This is a genomic window from Mucilaginibacter gossypiicola (assembly GCF_900110105.1).
Taxonomy (GTDB): domain Bacteria; phylum Bacteroidota; class Bacteroidia; order Sphingobacteriales; family Sphingobacteriaceae; genus Mucilaginibacter; species Mucilaginibacter gossypiicola.
Map to the genome: position 1 here is coordinate 111,711 of NZ_FOCL01000013.1, position 19,136 is coordinate 130,846.

At 41.8% G+C, this 19,136-nt stretch carries 17 protein-coding genes; 9 read left to right on the forward strand and 8 right to left on the reverse strand.

Annotated features, from left to right (window positions below; all coding sequences use genetic code 11):
• Window positions 1-105: 105 nt before the first annotated feature.
• Window positions 106-837 carry a hypothetical protein gene (locus BMX50_RS28890; protein ID WP_091219147.1) on the reverse strand — a complete coding sequence of 244 codons (732 nt, stop codon included), beginning with the start codon at window positions 835-837 and terminating at the stop codon, window positions 106-108.
• A 180-nt stretch (window positions 838-1,017) separates the two neighbouring features.
• Between BMX50_RS28890 and BMX50_RS28895 the strand changes: the two genes are divergently transcribed.
• Window positions 1,018-1,341, forward strand: coding sequence for a hypothetical protein (locus tag BMX50_RS28895; protein WP_091219151.1), 324 nt, complete (start codon window positions 1,018-1,020; stop codon window positions 1,339-1,341).
• A 312-nt stretch (window positions 1,342-1,653) separates the two neighbouring features.
• On the opposite strand, the gene BMX50_RS28905 is transcribed toward BMX50_RS28895, so the two are convergent.
• A complete protein-coding gene (locus BMX50_RS28905) occupies window positions 1,654-1,944 on the reverse strand; it encodes a putative quinol monooxygenase (protein WP_091219160.1) in 291 nt (96 codons plus the stop codon).
• A complete protein-coding gene (locus tag BMX50_RS28910; protein WP_091219163.1) occupies window positions 1,910-2,548 on the reverse strand; it encodes an NAD(P)H-dependent oxidoreductase in 639 nt (212 codons plus the stop codon). Before BMX50_RS28910 ends, BMX50_RS28905 begins: the two co-directional genes overlap by 35 nt.
• 100 nt (window positions 2,549-2,648) lie before the next feature.
• Between BMX50_RS28910 and BMX50_RS34970 the strand changes: the two genes are divergently transcribed.
• The 3 genes from BMX50_RS34970 (at window position 2,649) to BMX50_RS28920 (ending at window position 4,742) form a co-directional block, all read left to right on the forward strand.
• Window positions 2,649-3,131: a LysR family transcriptional regulator gene (locus BMX50_RS34970; RefSeq protein ID WP_244281136.1), complete on the forward strand. Its 483-nt coding sequence runs from the start codon at window positions 2,649-2,651 to the stop codon at window positions 3,129-3,131.
• 47 nt (window positions 3,132-3,178) lie between these two features.
• The gene (locus BMX50_RS34975) at window positions 3,179-3,544 is read left to right on the forward strand and encodes a hypothetical protein (RefSeq protein ID WP_244281137.1); all 366 of its coding nucleotides are present in this window, start codon (window positions 3,179-3,181) and stop codon (window positions 3,542-3,544) included.
• Between the two features lie 424 nt (window positions 3,545-3,968).
• Window positions 3,969-4,742, forward strand: coding sequence for a CPBP family intramembrane glutamic endopeptidase (locus BMX50_RS28920; protein WP_167668134.1), 774 nt, complete (start codon window positions 3,969-3,971; stop codon window positions 4,740-4,742).
• Between the two features lie 214 nt (window positions 4,743-4,956).
• Here the strand turns inward: BMX50_RS28920 and BMX50_RS28925 are convergent, their stop codons facing one another.
• Window positions 4,957-5,352 carry a DoxX family membrane protein gene (locus tag BMX50_RS28925; protein ID WP_167668135.1) on the reverse strand — a complete coding sequence of 132 codons (396 nt, stop codon included), beginning with the start codon at window positions 5,350-5,352 and terminating at the stop codon, window positions 4,957-4,959.
• Window positions 5,353-5,467: 115 nt separating this feature from the next.
• Between BMX50_RS28925 and msrA the strand changes: the two genes are divergently transcribed.
• From msrA to odhB, 5 genes are all read left to right on the forward strand, one after another.
• Complete coding sequence (gene msrA / locus BMX50_RS28930) at window positions 5,468-6,013, forward strand: peptide-methionine (S)-S-oxide reductase MsrA (protein ID WP_091219174.1); 546 nt, start codon at window positions 5,468-5,470, stop codon at window positions 6,011-6,013.
• A 202-nt stretch (window positions 6,014-6,215) separates the two neighbouring features.
• Window positions 6,216-7,022, forward strand: a complete 807-nt coding sequence (locus BMX50_RS28935) for a 5'-nucleotidase, lipoprotein e(P4) family (protein ID WP_091219177.1) — start codon at window positions 6,216-6,218, stop codon at window positions 7,020-7,022.
• A gap of 257 nt (window positions 7,023-7,279) precedes the next feature.
• Entirely contained in the window at window positions 7,280-8,581 is a 1,302-nt protein-coding gene (locus BMX50_RS28940) for a DASH family cryptochrome (protein WP_091219181.1), read from the forward strand.
• A gap of 172 nt (window positions 8,582-8,753) precedes the next feature.
• Window positions 8,754-11,570 carry a 2-oxoglutarate dehydrogenase E1 component gene (locus BMX50_RS28945; protein ID WP_091219184.1) on the forward strand — a complete coding sequence of 939 codons (2,817 nt, stop codon included), beginning with the start codon at window positions 8,754-8,756 and terminating at the stop codon, window positions 11,568-11,570.
• A 60-nt stretch (window positions 11,571-11,630) separates the two neighbouring features.
• The gene (gene odhB, locus BMX50_RS28950; RefSeq protein ID WP_091219190.1) at window positions 11,631-13,193 is read left to right on the forward strand and encodes a 2-oxoglutarate dehydrogenase complex dihydrolipoyllysine-residue succinyltransferase; all 1,563 of its coding nucleotides are present in this window, start codon (window positions 11,631-11,633) and stop codon (window positions 13,191-13,193) included.
• Between the two features lie 164 nt (window positions 13,194-13,357).
• Here odhB and BMX50_RS28955 read toward each other — a convergent pair whose 3' ends face one another.
• The 4 genes from BMX50_RS28955 to BMX50_RS28970 all read right to left on the reverse strand — a co-directional run bounded on the left by BMX50_RS28955 (window position 13,358) and on the right by BMX50_RS28970 (window position 19,047).
• On the reverse strand, window positions 13,358-14,998 hold the full coding sequence (locus tag BMX50_RS28955) for an ABC transporter substrate-binding protein (protein WP_091219195.1): 1,641 nt from the start codon (window positions 14,996-14,998) through the stop codon (window positions 13,358-13,360).
• An 89-nt stretch (window positions 14,999-15,087) separates the two neighbouring features.
• Entirely contained in the window at window positions 15,088-15,885 is a 798-nt protein-coding gene (locus tag BMX50_RS28960; RefSeq protein WP_091219199.1) for a Fic family protein, read from the reverse strand.
• A 90-nt stretch (window positions 15,886-15,975) separates the two neighbouring features.
• Entirely contained in the window at window positions 15,976-16,569 is a 594-nt protein-coding gene (locus BMX50_RS28965; RefSeq protein ID WP_091219203.1) for a glycoside hydrolase family 19 protein, read from the reverse strand.
• 189 nt (window positions 16,570-16,758) lie between these two features.
• Window positions 16,759-19,047 carry an IPT/TIG domain-containing protein gene (locus BMX50_RS28970; RefSeq protein ID WP_091219208.1) on the reverse strand — a complete coding sequence of 763 codons (2,289 nt, stop codon included), beginning with the start codon at window positions 19,045-19,047 and terminating at the stop codon, window positions 16,759-16,761.
• Between the last annotated feature and the right edge of the window lie 89 nt (window positions 19,048-19,136).

The following is a 19,136-nucleotide window of genomic DNA, read 5'->3' on the forward strand; positions in this document are numbered from 1 at the left end:
TATAAATAATAGCTTAAAAGCAAAGGGATGCTGTAAATAAGTAGATATAAAACTTCAACCTTGAAACAGGATTGCGGGTTACAATGTTTGCCGCCGATCATAGGGTCAATTCCAACGCTTTTTTAATCCTTCCCAAAAACCTAAAATGCTAAGGTTAATCTTTCGTTGCGTTTCTTTTGCTTTTGGGCTTTTATGGACTAATACCGGCGAATTATCATTTTTTAACAAAGCGTCCCTTTTAACCCTCTCTTTTCTTATGCTTTGCTCAAATCTTTGAAGCTCGGTAAAGATCCATTTATTATAATTTAATAATTCTTGGGATGGGTTTGACGGTAGTTTAGATGTAATTATTTGTTCTGTAATCGTTTTAAACCAGCTGAAAAATTTCATCTCAAGGGATTGCCATTGCTCTTCGTGAATTTCAGCATAATTTAATACAGCATCCTGGTACATTATTTTCCACTTGTCTAATTCTAAAGGAATATAATTGACCTCTTTTTTATTAAATTTAATGTAAAAGCCGCTTGACCAATCTTGTTGCTGATCAAGTCGGCCGTCCCCAAAATCGATCTTATTGAGGGAATCTTCCTTTATTACCACATCGTCTTCTCCAACAAAACTTTGCAAACCCTCTGTATAAAAGTCATCATACGCTCCCTGCAAAATAAGTTCAAGGTATCCATAGTCGGTAAATACGTTATTCCTATCTGGCTTTTGGCTAAAGTCTATCGAATAGTAATAAAGTGGAACCCTTTCAAAATATAATCGTATTGTGTTTTTATCTAAAAAGTTCCATTCTAATAATATAACCTGGGTGGCATCCAATTTTTCTTCCATGAGTTGTAAATGAGGATAGCAGCATATGAAAAATAAAAGTACTCAGTTATTTTTAAGGGTGGGATTTTATTGGATTAAATAACAAGTGAAATCTTCAGGCTCGGGTTTCTTTATAATAGTGGAAAAATTAATTTCAAATCATTTGATACTATTTTTCATCATAATCCGTTTCAAGGTTCAATGAAAGCAATCGCCTTTATCATGTTAGTTTTTATGGTGCTCATTTCCACAATACAAGGGAAAGCGGAGCCGGTGAATAACATGTCGAAAGAATGCTGTCATCATATGGCTAATATGCCGCAGAAACATCATGGCGGTCAAAAAGGATGCGATGGTGGTATGTGCATGACCGTACTGTCATGCAATAATTGCTGTTTCTTAAAAGCTGAACCTATCAGCACTGAGGTTGTTGCTGTCTCTGTTAACAACAAAAACACCCTGCCTTATCTTACAGGTAATTTATCCGATTACGCAAACACCTGCTGGAACCCTCCGAAAGTTTAATGAAGAGAACATCTGCCTATTTTCAATAGTGTATCTTTTTATTAAACAATCAATTTAAAAATCATGAAAAAATTTCTTTTCATCACCACTGTGATGCTGTTTACTATATGTAATATTTCGTTTGCTAACACACCTTGCTGCAACAACAAAATGAACCATTGCACCAAATGTGCAAAGTCATGTACCAAGCCAACGTGTTTAGATAACTGCAGCAAATCATGCAAAGCCTCGGGCAATTGCAATAAAACCTGCAGCAAATAAAAAAAGCGGCCCCCGGTGAAAACCGGGGGCCGCTTTTTTTAACAGGTGTTTTTAATGAACCCTATCTGTTTTATATATGCCCAGCGGACCATCAATAATGTCAGCTATCTGCTGGCTGAACAACTGAAAATGCTCCTGCTTAACATGCTGATCAAGCCCTTCCTGACTGGCCCAGGTTTCGTGGAAAATAAACTGGGTTTCGTCTGTGGTTGATTGATACAGCTCGTATTGTAAACATGCTTCTTCCTGGCGGGACGCAGCAACCAGCTTATCCAAAAAATCTTTCATTTGGGCAGTGGTGCCAGCCTTACACTTCACTAAGGCTGTTAAGTAAATTTTCATGGCTTGGGTTGTTTTGTGTAAATAGTTTGTTTAAATGTTCCTGGTAGCGTTGCAGGTTCTCCTCAATATTAGCGTTTTTCATCACATCATAAAAGTGAATACTTTCTAAGGGTTGCATGCCTGTAAAAGCATTCATGCGGTGAAAGCCGAACATCGGACCTTCGTCAACACTGTGCTCATTAAAAAACTCGCCGGGTAGGGTAAAAGCTGTAACCGGTGCATTCCATGAGGTGGTAAGCAGGTATTTTTTGCCATGCATCAGTCCGCCGGTACCATAATTAATACCGGGGTTTTCGGCGGTACGGCCGTCGCTGCGATAAATGCCGTTTTGATAGCCGGCTGTGAAAACTTCATCGATGTATTTTTTTAAGGCATGCGGCACCTGGAACCACCAAACAGGAGTGTGGTAAATGATTATGTCGGCCCATTTATAGTTTTCCGCTTCCTGCATAGGGTCATAAGCGTTATTCACGTCGGTTGAACGCACTTCAAAGTCAGGATGTTCAATGAAATATTGTACTGTAGTATCTAATAGTGTTTTATTGAATTTTCCGCCGGAGTGACCGAAGATCTGTCCACCGTTTATTACAAATATGTTCTTCATTTATTTTCGTGTTTTAATTTTTGTCAAAATTACGGTTGGATTATCTACTATTAAAATAGTATAATTTATACTTTTGTATTATAATTATAATAGATAAGCTATGGTTAATTTTGAATGGTTCCGCACGTTTAAGGCGATATATGAAACTGGTTCGCTAACCGGTGCGGCCGAGGCCTTGTTTATTTCCCAGCCGGGAGTGAGCCTGCATTTAAGCTCGCTGGAGAGTTATGTAGGCTACAAACTATTTGATCGTACTTCGCGGAAAATGGTATCTACCGAGCGGGGCAAGATCCTGTACAATTATATCCAGGAGTCTATTAGTAAGCTGGAAGAAGCTGAGCGGCATTTTCATAAAAGCACCGAAAAGGATGTGCCTACTATAAGTATAGGCATGTGCTTTGAGACTTTTCAGTTCACGCTCGAATCGTATCTGCCGACGCTGCCCTTTAACGTGATCATCAAATTTGGCGAATACCCCGAAATGCTGGCCGATTTGGATGGCGGTATCCTTGATATGATTGTAACACCCCATAAGGGCGACTATAAAGGGTTGGAGTATAAACCGTTTTTTAAGAGCGGATAGTGGTGCTGGCCGGGGCGCAAACACCCACCGATGAATTTAATGAACTATTGAAAACTAAGGACCTTAACCAGATTCAAACCTGGCTTAAGGCCCAAATCTGGTACGGCTCATCTGGTGATATGGAGCACCTTCGGCGTTTCTGGCATATCAACTTTGGTAAGAGGCCCGATTTTAAACCCAATTTCATTGTGCCCAACATGGGCTCTATTCTGCGTTGCCTGAGCGACGGCAAGGGAATTGCAGTGATCCCTGATTTTCTTTCGCGAAAGGAGAGGGATAGCGGTAATATCAAATTGCTTTGGGAAGGATATAATTTAATCGAGAACACATTGTACTTTGGCACCCGCAAAAAATCAATTTATGCAGAGCAGATAGCCATGGTACAGGAAATTTTTGAGCGGGAGATGGTGTAGATGAACAATCGACATATTTAGAGGCTCGGACATCATAAATCATGTCATTGCGAGGAGCAGAACGGGAATGAGTCTTAGGCGCGACGCGGCAATCGCATGTTATACAGGGTGGTTATGCTACCGTATGGCTGTAAAAAGGTATTGTGTGTTATTAAGCATACGGAACACACACATTACGCGCGCGCCAGCAAAAGGTTAACAAAGGACTCAAATTAAACGGAAATTTTTTGTAACAATTGATTTTGGCCGGAAACTAATATAAGTAAAAAATGGTTTGCGGTTCGGTATCTAACAATATCTGATAAAATTGCCTGGGGCCCTGATGCCAGATGCAGTATCTATATCATCAAGATAGGAATTCAAAGTATAATAAATCAATAATCTACTGGCCATGAAACGTAGAGCACAATATCAAAAAAACTGGGTGTATACATTGTTAATGGTGATACTATTCTGTGTTTTTTGTGCAGCTGTTCTGATTATCTGCTCTATACTTTTTAAAGGGATTTCGAAGCCTTTGGAGGATATTTTGATGGCAGGCATTGCATCTGTTCTGGTCTTTTTAATAACAATACCTTTTTCAAAGTGGGAAAAGTTGTCGCTTAGTAATATAGGTGTAATTCCTTTTAAGAGATCATTTTTTAAAGTTGTGCTGGGATTGATAATAGGATTGCTGATTTCTGGACTGCATATAACTACGGTTGTTTTTTTTAGCCATATATCATTAAACCGGTTTAACGGTACGTCATTTACCACCACAATAGCAATGCTTCTTTTGTATTTATTGACAGCCCTTCGTGAAGAACTTGCATTTAGAGGTTATCCGCTGCGCAGTCTTGCCTATTCCATTGGTAACTGGAAAGCGCAGGCTATTATCGCCGTATTTTTTGCTTTAGAACATTTGGCCGGGGGGTATACCTGGGGACAGGCAATTTTGGGCGCCGCAATAGGTGCTATATTATTTGGAATTGCCGCCCTTCGATCCGGGGGAATAGCACTGCCTCTGGGGATACATACAGCCTGGAATTTCAGTCAATGGTACGTGGGGTTTAAACTTGAAAAGGGTATGTACGACGCCATAGTTCCGGAAGCATTTCAATCTTCAAATCAAATGGTAATCCAGGTTTCATACATAGTAATTATGTTGGGAGCAATAGCAGCCTTTTATTTTTATAAATCGCCGCAACATACAGTTTGATCTACAGGTAAGGAATTCATTCCAGGTAGCAATGATCTAGGAGATTTTTGAGGCAGAGACGGTTTGAGGTACTAAAACAAATATAACTGAAAACATGTCGTTGCGGGTAACGAAACAGGAATGAGCCCAGGCGTGACGTGGCAATCGCATGCTATACAGGGTGGCTATGCTACCTTGCGATTGCTTCATTCCCCGCAATTACATGTTTTATTTATCACGAAGCTACCGGCGTTGCCGTAAAAATGCTTGCATAATACTTACGATAAGCAAAAAGCAAAAACACCTGTAAAACTATAACGGCCGACCCTACGGGAATACCCGCCGGCGCCAAAATGGCATGGAAAAGAAATATATTAAGCGAAATAGGCAACAGCACCAATACAAATAGCGCAGTAAAGCGATTAATGAGCAGGAAAAAACCGCTTGTTATTTCTATTACTTTCATATACTGAAAAAAATAGCCTGAGCCAAACAATCCGCCGCTAAAAGCCTGTGCTTTATCGGTCATGGGCGGTTGGGCCATGTGCAGGAACTGGAAAAAGAAATTTAAACCAAATACCACGAAGATGAGCCCCAGCAAAATGCGGGCAATTAGTACTGCAATTTTCATAATTAATAGGTTTAATACAAGGTTAAACACTAAGTTTAGTAATTTAATTGACATATTCAAATCGTCCTCATATCTAACCGTTTAAACAGGCATCACTTTTGATAAAACGGGGTATATGAACATTCAAAAAATAACTTTCGGCAACGGTTGCTTTTGGTGCACCGAAGCCGTTTTTCAATCGCTTAAAGGTGTAACATCAGTAACCTCGGGCTATATGGGGGGTAAGGTTTTAAACCCAACCTATGAGCAGGTTTGTACTGGTGCTACCGGCCATGCCGAAGTGATCCATTTGGAATATGATGCCGATGTGATCTCGTTTGATGAACTGCTGCTGGTTTTCTTTAAAACACATAACCCAACAACCCTTAACCGCCAGGGTGCTGATGTAGGCACACAATACAGGTCGGCAATATTTTATTATACTGATGAGCAGAAGCAGGCTTCGGAAGCCATGATCAAAACGCTTACTAACGAGCATGTTTATGACGATCCGATTGTTACCGAAATAACCCCGGCAAGTGAGTTTTACAGTGCTGAAGATTATCATCAAAACTATTTCAACGATAATCCTAACAAGTCGTACTGTGCGTTTGTTATCCAGCCAAAACTCAATAAATTTGCCAGGGAGTTTAAGGATAAAATAAAACCGGAGCTGTTGTAAAGAGGCTTGTCGTGCTGAGTTTGTCTAAGCATGGTGGACAAGCCCCTCCGCAGGGGGGCTTCGACAGGCTTTATATGACATAATAAAAAACGGGTGTCATGCTGAGCCAGTCGAAGCATAGCGGGTTGGGCCTCTGCGCGCGTCCTTCGACAAGCTCAGGATGACAATCCCTCCACACCGACAGCATTTTTAATCAACCATTATGAAAAAAAGCTATAGCTATCTACTATCAGGGCTGTTATTATTCAGCGCTTGTTCATCCGTTAAAAAAACTGCTACTTCAAGTACCAGCATTGCCAATGATGGTAAGATCTGGGCTTCCTTATGGCAGCAGCGGGCGGCCGAATACAAAGCGCTATGCTTTCAGGCCTATAACATAGCTAAGCTTAGGGTTGATGAAGGAATCAAGAGCCCCGGCGATAAACCGCTGGCCATTGTTACCGACATCGACGAAACCCTTCTGGATAATAGTCCTTACGACGCTCACCGTGCTTTACAAAATTTAGATTACAACGATGCCACTTGGAAACAGTGGACAGATAAAGCCATTGCTGATACCGTACCTGGAGCCCCTGCTTTTTTTAAATATGCGGCATCAAAAGGTATCACTATATTTTACATTACCAATCGTAACGAAAATGAGCGGGCAAGCACATTGAGAAATCTGCAGTTGTATAGTTTGCCTTTTGCTGATGATGAACATTTGCTGTTAAAAACCACAACGTCAAGCAAAGAGGCGCGTAGGCTTACCGTTTTAAAAACACATAACATCCTGCTGCTTTGCGGCGATAACCTGCCCGACTTTGACTTGTTATATGATAATCATCCGGCAGAGGAAAGCAGGGTTGCAACCACCCAAAAGCTCCAAAAGGAATTTGGCAGCAGATACATTGTTATTCCCAATCCCTCATACGGAGATTTTGAAGGTGCGTTATTCCAATATAATTACAAACTTACCCCGGCCCAAAAAGATTCGGTGATCAGGACTAAAATCAAAGCAGATCAGTAAGGTTTTCTATCGCTTAACAGTTGAGGGGAGACCGGCACTGGGGAGAAGATATGCAACTTAATTGCCTGTATTTGCGTATATTTACACAACAATACCTCCGCTGTTTTAATTATTTTAGGTGGCTAAAAGCTTTTTACTTAGTTTAATAAAATAATTAAATGTTTGGATGATGTCATAATGTTGTGGTAAAATGTGCATAAAACGCAAATAAATTGCAAATTTGCATACTGCATTATTCAGTTAACCCCTGTTTAACTATGAGTGATAGAACTATTCTGGTTTGGTTTAGAAATGACTTGCGTATTCATGATAACGAAATATTGTTAGAAGCTGTACGCAAGGCTGATAAAGTACTGCCGGTTTATTGTTTCGATCCTTATTATTTTCAGCATACCGAAGCGGGGGCTTCAAAAACCGGGAATTTCAGGGCGCGGTTTCTGTTAGAGGCTGTAGCTGATCTCCGCAAAAATTTACAGGGCTTTGGTGCCGAACTTATTATCAGAATAGGTAACCCGGCAGAGGTGATCCCTCAGCTTGCCGAAGAGTACCATGTAAATGAAGTGTATCATCACCGTGAGGTAGCCTATGAAGAAACCAATATTTCTGAAGAGGTTGAAGCCGCACTTTGGAAGATGAGGCTTAACCTCAAGCATTTCATCGGGCATACGATGTACCACAAGGAGGACCTTCCCTTCCCGATTAAAGATATTCCTGATAGTTTCGCCATTTTTAAAAAGAAAGTGGAACGCGACAGTAATGTCAGGCAATGCGTGCCAACACCTGATCATATCACTATTCCCGAAATTACTGATGCCGGCGAATTGCCAACTTTACAGCAGTTAGGTTTAAATGAACCTGTTGATGATATGCGTGCTACCGAATATTTTCAGGGCGGCGAAACCGCGGCTTTGGTGCAACTGCATAAGTGTTTTGCCAATATTGACCAGGTGACCAAGCAAAAAAGTGGACGTAATAGTGCTGACTGCTCATCAAAACTTTCTCCATGGATTTCGATTGGATGTATATCGCCAAGGCAGGTTTACTGGGAAATCCAAAAATATGGGAGCAACGGCAACTTGCTGAAACTTGAATTGCTTTGGCGCGATTATTTCAGGTTCATGTTTAAAAAACACGGACAAAAATTTATCAAGGCTAAAGATGAAGCTCAAAACACTGACCTTGCTCCGGATGCCGACCTGTTGCTCCAAAAATGGAAAAACGGCGAAACCGGGGTACCCCTGATAGATGCTGCTATGCATGAGCTTAATGCTACGGGCTTTATCAGCAATCAAAACCGACAAATCGTAGCGGGCTATTTGGTAAACACCCTTAAAGCCGACTGGACACAGGGTGCCGCTTATTTTGAAGAAAAGCTTATTGACTATTCACCTGCCAGTAACTGGGGTAATTGGGCCTTTATTGCCGGAGTTAATGATGCTAAAGAAAGTAAATACACTATAGCCACCAAGCTACCCAAAGAGCTGGAAGCCAAAACCGATTTTGTGAATACCTGGCAACCGTCATCCATTGATGAGGCCGGGGATTTGGTTAGCGCTTAAATATTATCTGTACCAAAATATTTTATATCCGTTTCAAAACAAGATGCCATAATTTGAGTTTTCACCCCAAAGGGTAAAATAAGCCTAATAATGGTTAAATTTCTTTACAATTAATTATGAAGTATATAGCGGTATATCATTACTTTTGTACCGTTTTAAAGATCAGTTTCACATGGATCGTCTCAATTATATAAATAGCGGAAACGCTGCCTACATATCTTCCCTATACGAACAGTACAAACAGGAACCGGAATCGGTTGATTACGGATGGCAAAAATTCTTTGAAGGATTTGATTTTGGTAAAGATACCGACGCTGCCGGAGCAATTGCGCCTGCTGCAGTTGGTGAAGCTACTCCTGAACATTTCTTAAAGGAGATCAACGTATTAAACATGATAGATGGTTACCGCTCGCGCGGGCACTTGTTTGCAAAAACAAACCCAGTTCGCGAACGCCGCCATTATTACCCAGGCAAGGAGCTTGAAACTTTTGGGTTGAGCGAAGCCGACCTTGATACCGTTTTTAACGCTGGTGTTGAAGTTGGTTTAGGCGCTGCCAAATTGCGCGATATCCGCCAGTTGCTTGAGGATACTTATTGCCGTTCGATAGGTACCGAATATAAATATATCCGTAACCCCATTAAAATAAAATGGTTTGAAGAGCGGATGGAAAGCCATCGCAATACACCTTCTTTTACAATTGATGAAAAGAAGGAGATGCTTAACAAACTGAACGAAGCAGTAACTTTCGAAAACTTTTTAGGTACCAAATTCCTTGGTCAAAAACGTTTCTCATTGGAAGGTGCCGAAGCCCTGATTCCATCAATGGATTCGGTAATAAAAAAAGGTGCTGATCTGGGTATCGAGGAGTTCATCATCGGTATGGCACACCGCGGTCGTTTGAACGTGTTGACCAACATCATGGAGAAAACCTATAAAGAGGTATTCTCTGAGTTTGAAGGTAAAAATTATGACTCTGAATCACCTTTTGGCGGCGACGTGAAATACCACTTAGGTTTTTCAACCGACGTGCATACCAAAAGCGGCAAAAAAGTTCACCTGAGCCTTTGCCCTAACCCATCGCACCTGGAGGCTGTTGACCCGGTTGTGGAAGGTATCACCCGTTCAAAAATCGACTTTAAATATGGTGGTGATCATTCAAAAATCGCTCCTATCCTGATCCACGGCGATGCTTCAATTGCTGGCCAGGGTATAGTATATGAAGTTTTACAAATGGAAAAACTGGATGGTTACCGCACAGGTGGCACCATTCACCTGGTTATCAACAACCAGATAGGTTTTACCACCAACTATAAGGATGCCCGTTCAAGTACTTATTGTACAGACGTTGCCAAAACTGTGCTTTCGCCGGTTTTCCACGTAAACGGTGATGATGTTGAAGCTTTGGCCTATGTAGTAAACCTGGCTATGGAATACAGGCAGGTATTTAATGAGGACGTATTTATCGATATCCTTTGCTACCGCCGCTATGGCCACAACGAGGCTGACGAACCTAAATTCACCCAGCCGCTGTTGTACAAAGCTATCGATGCACATCCAAACCCGCTTAAAATTTACAACCAGAAACTGATTGATGAAGGAAGCATTGATGCTGAATTCTTGAAATCTATAGAAAAAACCTTCAAAGATGAGTTACAGCAAAAGCTTGACGAAGTAAAATCTGAAGAAAGGTTTACCGATACCATTGCCATGTTTGAAGGTGCCTGGAGCGGATTGCACCTTGCGAGCCATAAAGAACTGGTAAAACCTATTGATACTTCAGTAGCCGAAGAAACCATATTAGAGATAGGTAATAAGATCACCGTTTTGCCGCCAAACAAAGAGTTCTTCAAGAAAATTGAGAAACTGTTTGAAGACCGCAGCGCCATGGTGAACAAAACCAAAGTGTTTGACTGGGCTATGGGCGAATTACTTGCTTACGGTACTTTGTTAAAAGAAGGCTATCCGATAAGGTTAAGCGGTGAGGACGTAAAACGTGGTACTTTCTCCCATCGTCATGCGGTATTAACACTGGTTGACTCAGAAGATGAATTTACACCACTTGCTGCTGTTAATCCCGAAGCTAAACTGAGCATCTATAACTCTTTATTATCTGAGTATGGTGTTTTAGGTTTTGAATATGGTTATGCCCTTGCAAATCCTAACGCTTTAACCATTTGGGAAGCCCAGTTTGGTGACTTCTTTAATGGTGCCCAGATCATTGTTGACCAGTACATAGCCAGTGCCGAAACTAAATGGCAGCGTGGTAACGGTTTGGTAATGTTATTGCCTCACGGTTATGAAGGCCAGGGTCCGGAGCATTCGTCTGCCCGTGTTGAGCGTTTTATGGAGCTTTGCGCCGATGACAACATCCAGGTTGCTAACTGTACTACCCCTGCCAACTTCTTCCATATTTTACGCAGGCAAATGCACCGCGATTTCCGCAAGCCATTGATCATCTTTACACCAAAAAGCTTGCTGCGCAGTCCTAAATGCGTATCGCCAATTGAAGATTTTACAAGCGGCAAGTTCCACGAGTTAATAGACGATACTTACGTTGATCCTAAAAAGGTAAAACGCGTATTGCTATGTACAGGTAAAGTTTATTACGACCTGCTTGATAAACAACAGGCTGATAACCGTAAGGATGTTGCAATCGTACGTGTAGAACAGCTTTACCCTACTCCGGTTACTCAAATCCTGAAGATTAAAGCTAAATACGAAAAAGCGGAATTTATCTGGGTTCAGGAAGAGCCTGAAAACATGGGTGCATGGCCTTACATTTGCCGCAAGTTCCATAACGATAAATTGATTAACCTGAGCGTTATATCAAGGATTGAGGGCAGTAGCACTGCAACCGGTTTTGCTAAACAGCACGCTGCTCAACAGTTATACATAGTTTCAAAAGCATTTGAAGCTCCTGCAGGTAAAGCGGTTAAAGAATCGGTTAAAAAAACAACAAAGAAAATGGCTGATGCCGGAGCCGATTGATCCGTCAATTTATATCCATTTATCATCCATTAAAAAATATTAAATCTACAATACTACAATATGAGCTTAGCGATTAAGGTGCCTACCGTAGGCGAATCAATTACTGAAGTAACCCTTTCGAGCTGGAAAAAGAAAGACGGCGACCACGTTGAAATGGACGAGGTTATTGCCGAACTTGAGTCAGACAAGGCTACTTTTGAGCTTACTGCCGAAAAAGCCGGTACTTTAAAAATCGTTGCCAGTGAAGGCGATGTACTATCAATTGGCGCTGTTGTTGCCAATATTGAAGATGGCGGCGCTGAAGCTGCTGCTCCTGCTGCACAGCCAGAAGTTGTAGCTAATGCTCCTGCTCCGGCCTCTGTTGCTGCTGCCCCGGCCGCTGCATCAGCATCTGTTGAAATTAAAGTACCGCCTGTAGGTGAATCTATTACCGAGGTTACTTTATCACGCTGGATCAAGAAAGATGGTGAAGCTGTTGCTATGGATGAAGCCATTGCCGAGCTGGAATCAGATAAAGCTACTTTTGAACTTACTGCCGAAAAAGCAGGTACATTAAAAACAATTGCTAAAGAAGGCGATGTATTAGCTATTGGTACTGTAGTTTGCACTATTGAAGGTGCCGGTGCTTCGCAGCCTGCTGTTACCCCGGTAACTCCGGCTGTAGTTAGTGCTGCCGATGAGTCGCCACGTGGTGGTGCAGCTGCCGAGAGTGCTAAAACTTATGCATCTGGTACACCATCACCCGCTGCTGCTAAAATATTAGCCGAAAAAGGCGTTGATCCAAAATCAGTATCAGGTTCAGGTGTTGATGGCCGTATCACTAAAGGTGATGCCCTTGGCGCTCAGGCTCCGGCAGCTAAACCTGTTGCGCCGGCTCCAGCTGCCCAGACTGCCGCTCCGGTAGCAGCTGCCGCAAACGGTGCCAGGGACGAGAAACGCGAAAAAATGACCTCATTGCGCAAAACCGTTGCTAAGCGTTTAGTATCGGTTAAAAATGAAACGGCTATGCTTACCACCTTTAACGAGGTAGATATGCAGCCGATCATGGAATTGCGCGCTAAATACAAAGATAAATTCAAAGAAAAACACAACGTTGGCTTAGGCTTTATGTCGTTCTTTACCAAAGCTGTTACTGAGGCTTTGAAAGATTGGCCGGCTGTTGGGGCTCGTATTGAAGGTGAAGAGATTGTTTACAGCAATTTTGCTGATATCTCTATCGCTGTATCTGCTCCTAAAGGTTTGGTTGTTCCGGTTATCCGCAATGCTGATAGCATGAGCCTTGCCGAAATTGAAAAGGCTATCGTAGTACTTGCCGGTAAAGCCCGCGAAAACAAGCTGACTATCCCTGAAATGACTGGCGGTACATTTACCATTACCAATGGTGGTGTATTTGGTTCGATGTTATCAACCCCGATCATTAATGCGCCTCAATCGGCCATTTTGGGTATGCACAACATTATAGAGCGCCCTGTTGCAGTAAACGGACAGGTTGTTATCCGCCCGATGATGTACCTTGCCCTGTCGTATGACCATCGTATCATTGACGGCCGCGAATCGGTAAGCTTCCTGGTAAGGGTTAAACAATTGCTTGAAGATCCTGCAAGGTTGTTGTTAGGTGTATAACCCTGCAAAAACTTTATAAAAGAGATCCCGGTTGGTTTTCCCTTCCGGGATTTTTTTATGATTAATATTTTATCCGGATATTGGAATCAAACCACAAATGGGAGTAATAACAAGCAGCAGAACTTGTTATACAGGCTTAATCTCTGACCTCCAACCTATAATCTCTAATACGAACTCTTCACCACCCTTTTAAGCACCAACAGGTTTTGCCCGTTGAGGCTGTAACCGCTGATGTTGTTTTGATATAGATTTACCAGTTTATCGTAATATAACACCACAACCGGCGATTGTTCCATCATCAGGTTATCCATTTGGCGGTAGATGGCAAATCGTTTTTCATCATCTTTTACCTGGTAGGTTTGTTCAAAAAGTTCATCAAACTTTTTATTGTTGAAGCCGGTGTAATTGGGGCCGAAGGGGATTTTGTTTTTAGAGTAAAACACCGAAAGGTAGTTTTCGGCATCAGGGTAGTCTGCAATCCAGGAGCCGTAAAAAAAGTTGATGCCGTTTTTGGAGATCAGCTCACGTAAGCTTGCTCCCTGGGTTATCTCCACATTTGTTTTTATGCCGATACGTTCCAGCTGGCCTTGTACATACTCAATTAAACTGCGGTAACCAATAGTTGTAGCCAACGTAATTTCGGGCATGTTTTTGCCATTGGGGTAGCCGGCATCACGAAGCAGGCAGCGGGCTTTTTCAGGATCATAAGTATAGCCTTTTACGCCTGTGCCGTTAAAGCCGGGCATGCCTTCGGGCACAAAACCTTCGTATCCCGGTGTGCCCATGCTGTTGCGCAGGTATTTGATCATCTTTTCGCGGTCGATAGCGTAATTGATGGCTTGCCTGATTTTTAATAGTTTTAAAGGGGATTTTTTTACGATGGGCAAAGTGGTATCCACCAGCATGCCCAGGTAAATGGTGTTTAGGTATGGTGCGGTATTCAGTACGAACTTTCCTTTATATTTTTGAGTTATTTTGCCCGCCTTGGTAAGGATATCATCGCGGTAGCTGCCATCGATATCATTTAAAAAATCGATATTCTTTTTTACAAACTCCAGAAATGAGGTTTGCTTGTCGGCAATAAAGGTAGAGCGAATAGCATCCAGGTAGGGGAGGCGGTTACCTTTTTCATCTTTCTCCCAGTAATGGTCGTTTTTTAAAAACACCAATACTTCGCCCTCTTTCCAGTATTTAAACCTGAAGGGGCCGGTGCCTATCGGATGACTCCTGAAATCCTTGCCGTAAAACTCAACCACTTCTTTGGGTACTACAGAGCAATATTGCGCCGTAAGCAGACTTAGAAATGGCGCGAAGGGCTGCTTTAACCTGACCTGAAAAGTACTGTCATTAGGGGCCATGAAGGCGCTTTTGTCCTTTACCTTATCGCTGAAGATCCATGAGCCGGATGATGCTACTTTAGGATCGATCAACCGGCCGAAACTGTAAACGAAATCAGATGCAACTGCCCTGCGACCTGTACCATTTGCAAAATGAGGGTCGTCATGAAAATAAACATCATTGCGCAGGTGAAAGGTATAAAGCAAACCATCTGCCGATGTTTCCCAGCTTTTGGCTATGCAGGGGATGGTTTTTAAGCTATCGTTGATTTGTACTAGCCCATTGTAAAGCTGGTTATCCATCCAAATGGTGTAATGGTTACGGCAAAAAGCGGGATCAAGCGAAGTAAGACCTTCTTCCAGGTTGATATTAAAAACTGTTTTATGCTGATTAGAAGAGGTATCGGTATGGCAGGAACAAAGCTGAATGGAGTATAGTACAAAAAGGTAAGTGATCAGCTTATTCATTCATGCTAATATATCAATTATTGAAGTAGCAGGATAATTGAATAGCTGATTATTGCGCAGGGATGATTGATTACCGGCTATAACTAAAATTAAAACAGGAAAGTAAAACCACTTCCTTTTGATGGTTTTTTCATTTCTTCAAATTTCCCAATTTCCTGGTTGAGTAAAAAAGCGTATTCGCCGGCCATGAACTCGCGGAATATTTTAATGTTTTCTTGTTCGCGGGTGTCAATTAAAGCTTGAATATAAGCTGCTTTATTTTCACTTCGTACAATTGCTAAGGGAAGATTGAAATAAGCCTGGATATAATTCATTAATAACCGTGACGTCCGGCCATTGCCATCATAGTACGGATGTATGCTGACAAGATTAAAGTGAGCATCAAAGGAGAGATTCAATTGCTCAGAAACAGATAGAGGAGAGTTAATAGACTCGTTCAGTTTTTTTACGAGTTCAGTCGTTAAGCGTTCTACCTTATCAAAGTTTGGAAAATAAGAGATCCCGGTAGAGACATTGCCTTTTCTAAATGCGCCGGTACTGGAATCTATGGTGCCAAGCATGGTATTGTATGCCTTACCCGTGTTTTTCATCACTAACGCGTTGATGTTTTGCAGCAGAGTTACAGATAATGTTTTTTTTTCTTTGGCGTTCGCAATTGTAAAAAGAAGAGCTGCATGATGATCTGTTACCATCAGGCTTTCCTCTAATGGTTTTCCGTTAGGGGTACGGCCTTCGTTGATCAATACCTGGGCTTCTACCTCTGTCAATGTCGATCCTTCTATCCGGGTTGAGTGATGGTCGATAGAGATCAGGTTAAACCGGTCGTGATCTATCACATCGGCTATGCCAAGATCATTATATTTTTCTATCAGGTTAAGTATTTCCATCGTTCCTACAACGCGAAAATACTTATAAGTTTTTATATAGTGATTCAGTTGCCCGAAGCTGATGAACCCGGGCAACTGAATTTAACTTTACTATGCATCACTACCAGTCAATCCTTTATAAAAGTGTTTGGCATATCCTGCTATTAAAACATCCTGGTCGTTACCATTAATGATGCGGCGGGCATTGATCCAGTCGGCATGTGTGTCGTCAAAATATTTGCCTAAGCCAACACCAGTAAACATGCCTTTGGTCATGCCGTCAATCATGATCTTTGCTGCTATATCGGGTTGCAAAGCCAGCTCCGGATGATTGAGGAGATCGACATTCAAATGTTTGCCAAAAGCTTCATAGTTCTCGTACCAGGTTAGTTGTACAAAACCGCGGCCATAATATAACTGATCGGGCGTAGTATAAGGTACCCGGTGACCGGGGCCTGCACCCATTTTGAACTTTTCGCCATAAGGATGGCCTTTGCCTTTGCCGTTCTCATTTACCGGCTGCATGGTTCCGGCACATTCATGGTAAACTGTGCCCAGCATATAGGCCACCTTGCGCTGATCGGTAATGCCGGCATCTGCTGCGGCTTTTAAAATAGTTTCGATGCCATCAATCTGGCTTTGTGAAATGTGACCTTTAAATATGGTGTCACGAATGGTGTCATAAAATTCTTTTGTACCTGGCATAACAGTAAAATTTAGGTTTTATTAATAAAAATTAATTGCTGTAAACGAACGTTTCAGATTAAATAGGTGTAGAAGAGTTGGATAAAGATAGATATTCGTATTTGGAATATCAACGAGCTAAGGTGCTCGTAATGAGAATTAAAAGCCCTTTATAAGCTAAAGGGCTTTTAATTTTTTATGAAAGAAGAATTACCAGCTTGAGCGGAATATTTTATGTGCACCAGATGCATTATAGGCACTGATATAGATCCATGAGCCTAATTCTATACCGCCTAAGGTGTAACCGGCGGGCAATGCAAAGCTTTTAAAAGTAGTGCCATCATTTGTTGATAAATTGAAAGTTCTGCTGCCATAAGCCACACGTAAGCCGGCTGTTTTTACAACATTACATGCTTCATTGCTCACCAGGGTCCAGAACTCACCTTGATACATAGATCTATACAAACGTTGATTGGCTATGCCTGGAGTTGATACAGGACTAAAAGCGCAATAAACACTATAGTCAGTTATCTTGAAGAAGTCTTTGTAACCTTCGTCGAAATGGTAGATCCCGGTAAAAGAACTGTTTGAAGGATACCAGGATGTCCCTTTATCAATTGACGTGTAAAATTTAGTAGCGTTGTGCGATGCGGTGTTTTTAGCAGTATCAATAGCGAACATATACTTGCTGCCGGGAAAACTAATAAAGTAATCCAATTGAGTGGGTTGGGAATTGGTTGTCGCGGTCCATACTCCCCCTGCATTTAATGAAGTGTACGCAGTTGAGCCGGAAACCAGCATAAGCCTTTCGCTGGTGCTTACAATGCCGGTGAAGCCTTTATCCGGATTGCTTTTATCCGGCTTAAGTTTTATCCAGTTTATACCGTCGGTTGATTTGGCTACACCAAGGTTGCTGGTTACATAGAATGCCGTTCCGTCCTGGCTTAATAAGTTAATCACCAGTTTTTTACTTTTGTTAAAAGGCAGGTTGTTATAAACGTTGGTGAATGTTTGGTTGTCACTACTGTAATAAAGATAGGCGGAGTTTAGACTGCCGGTGAATAATAAACCAGTCCTCAATGAGGCCATTTGATTAATGTTTTGAAGGCTTGAAGAAGAATAGATTTCCTGCCATTGAATATTAGGATATGGCTCGTTAACAGTAAACGGCGCATTATCAGTTGATGTTTTGCCGCTAACAGTTACTGTAACCCTGCCGGAAGTAACACCCTGGGGGACAATTACCTTTAGGTTAGTTCCTGTTGCGGTAAGTACATTTGCCTGTATTCCGTTAAATCTTACAATGTTGGCAGCTGGTGTACCGGCAAAATAATATCCTTGAATAATGATCGTGTCGCCGGTCCTTCCCTGGTAAGGCAAAAGGAATTGTACCTGCGGAGTGTTCAGGTAAGTAAATACCGGGCCTGTAACTGGAGCAGACGAACCTACGGCAACCGTTACGTTACCTGTTGAGCCATCCAACGCCGCTTTAACCTTAATTTTTGTTGGGGTTGCCGAAATTACAACAGCTCCTGCATTGTTAAAGCGAACTCTGTTGCCGTCAATTGAGCTGTTGAAATTGGTCCCGTTAATGGTAACAGTATCGCCGGCCCTGCCGCTGGTTGGGCTGATTGAAGTTATTGTTGCCGGCGATGAAATTGTAAATACCGGTCCGGTTATTACCTCATTGTCTTTTACTTTTAAGGTTACTACACCTGTTGTTGCCCCGGTGGGTACTATTACTTTAATAATGGTAGCTGTAGCCGATGCAACTCTTGCATCGGTGCCATTAAATTTTACAACATTGTCTGTTAAGATGGTACTGTAATTAGTACCGGTAATGGAAACCGTATCAGCAACGTATCCGCTTAGCGGACTTATATTTTCAATAGTTGGTTTGCTTACAACAGGTGTTGGATCGGTGATTTGTGATTTTGGTTTTGTATTGGTTGTGAAATCGTTTATGGTGTATGAGCCGGTGGCTGTGAATGATTTACCTGCAGCGTCCATAAAAGTAACATTGAATTTTATGGTAGCTGTATTACCGCTTAAAGAAACAGTGATACTCCCGGAAACAGCATAATAAGTATTGCCTCCGCTGATATATTGCACATAGCTTTGTACTACGGAGTTAGTAACAGCATTGACTTTTAAACGAGGGTTGCCGGGATTTGAAGACGTGCCGGTTTTTTTGTTGATAACAGCAGTCCCGGATTTAAAATCGTTAACAAAAAACATGATTTTGCTTCCATTGGTGTTTAACGTTGCCGTGGTGAGCAGGGCATTTATATCGTCGCCACTTGTGTTGTAGTAAATTGAAGAAAAATTAGTAGCATCAAATGCATAATCAGTGTCATCAATTTTTGCGGTAAAATCTGCTGTAGGCTTGGTTGTTATATCATCTTCTGGTTTTTTGTATTTGGAGCAGGATACGCCTAATACAACAAGTAAAAGCAAAAGACATGAAGCTTTGAAATAGGTTTGTAGAGATATATTCATATTTGTGATATTTCGATAACTAATAAGGGTTAGGTTGGCAATCTTTGGGAAGATTACCGCAACTATTTAAATACAAATAGCTGATATTG

Excerpts from the sequence above, each read along its gene's own strand:
- BMX50_RS28890 (WP_091219147.1), bottom strand. The coding sequence starts at position 837 with ATGGAAGAAAAATTGGATGCCACCCAGGTTATATTATTAGAATGGAAC.
- BMX50_RS28895 (WP_091219151.1), top strand. The coding sequence starts at position 1,018 with ATGAAAGCAATCGCCTTTATCATGTTAGTTTTTATGGTGCTCATTTCC.
- BMX50_RS28905 (WP_091219160.1), bottom strand. The coding sequence starts at position 1,944 with ATGAAAATTTACTTAACAGCCTTAGTGAAGTGTAAGGCTGGCACCACT.
- BMX50_RS28910 (WP_091219163.1), bottom strand. The coding sequence starts at position 2,548 with ATGAAGAACATATTTGTAATAAACGGTGGACAGATCTTCGGTCACTCC.
- BMX50_RS34970 (WP_244281136.1), top strand. The coding sequence starts at position 2,649 with ATGGTTAATTTTGAATGGTTCCGCACGTTTAAGGCGATATATGAAACT.
- BMX50_RS28925 (WP_167668135.1), bottom strand. The coding sequence starts at position 5,352 with ATGAAAATTGCAGTACTAATTGCCCGCATTTTGCTGGGGCTCATCTTC.
- msrA (WP_091219174.1), top strand. The coding sequence starts at position 5,468 with ATGAACATTCAAAAAATAACTTTCGGCAACGGTTGCTTTTGGTGCACC.
- BMX50_RS28935 (WP_091219177.1), top strand. The coding sequence starts at position 6,216 with ATGAAAAAAAGCTATAGCTATCTACTATCAGGGCTGTTATTATTCAGC.
- BMX50_RS28940 (WP_091219181.1), top strand. The coding sequence starts at position 7,280 with ATGAGTGATAGAACTATTCTGGTTTGGTTTAGAAATGACTTGCGTATT.
- BMX50_RS28945 (WP_091219184.1), top strand. The coding sequence starts at position 8,754 with ATGGATCGTCTCAATTATATAAATAGCGGAAACGCTGCCTACATATCT.
- odhB (WP_091219190.1), top strand. The coding sequence starts at position 11,631 with ATGAGCTTAGCGATTAAGGTGCCTACCGTAGGCGAATCAATTACTGAA.
- BMX50_RS28955 (WP_091219195.1), bottom strand. The coding sequence starts at position 14,998 with ATGAATAAGCTGATCACTTACCTTTTTGTACTATACTCCATTCAGCTT.
- BMX50_RS28960 (WP_091219199.1), bottom strand. The coding sequence starts at position 15,885 with ATGGAAATACTTAACCTGATAGAAAAATATAATGATCTTGGCATAGCC.
- BMX50_RS28965 (WP_091219203.1), bottom strand. The coding sequence starts at position 16,569 with ATGCCAGGTACAAAAGAATTTTATGACACCATTCGTGACACCATATTT.
- BMX50_RS28970 (WP_091219208.1), bottom strand. The coding sequence starts at position 19,047 with ATGAATATATCTCTACAAACCTATTTCAAAGCTTCATGTCTTTTGCTT.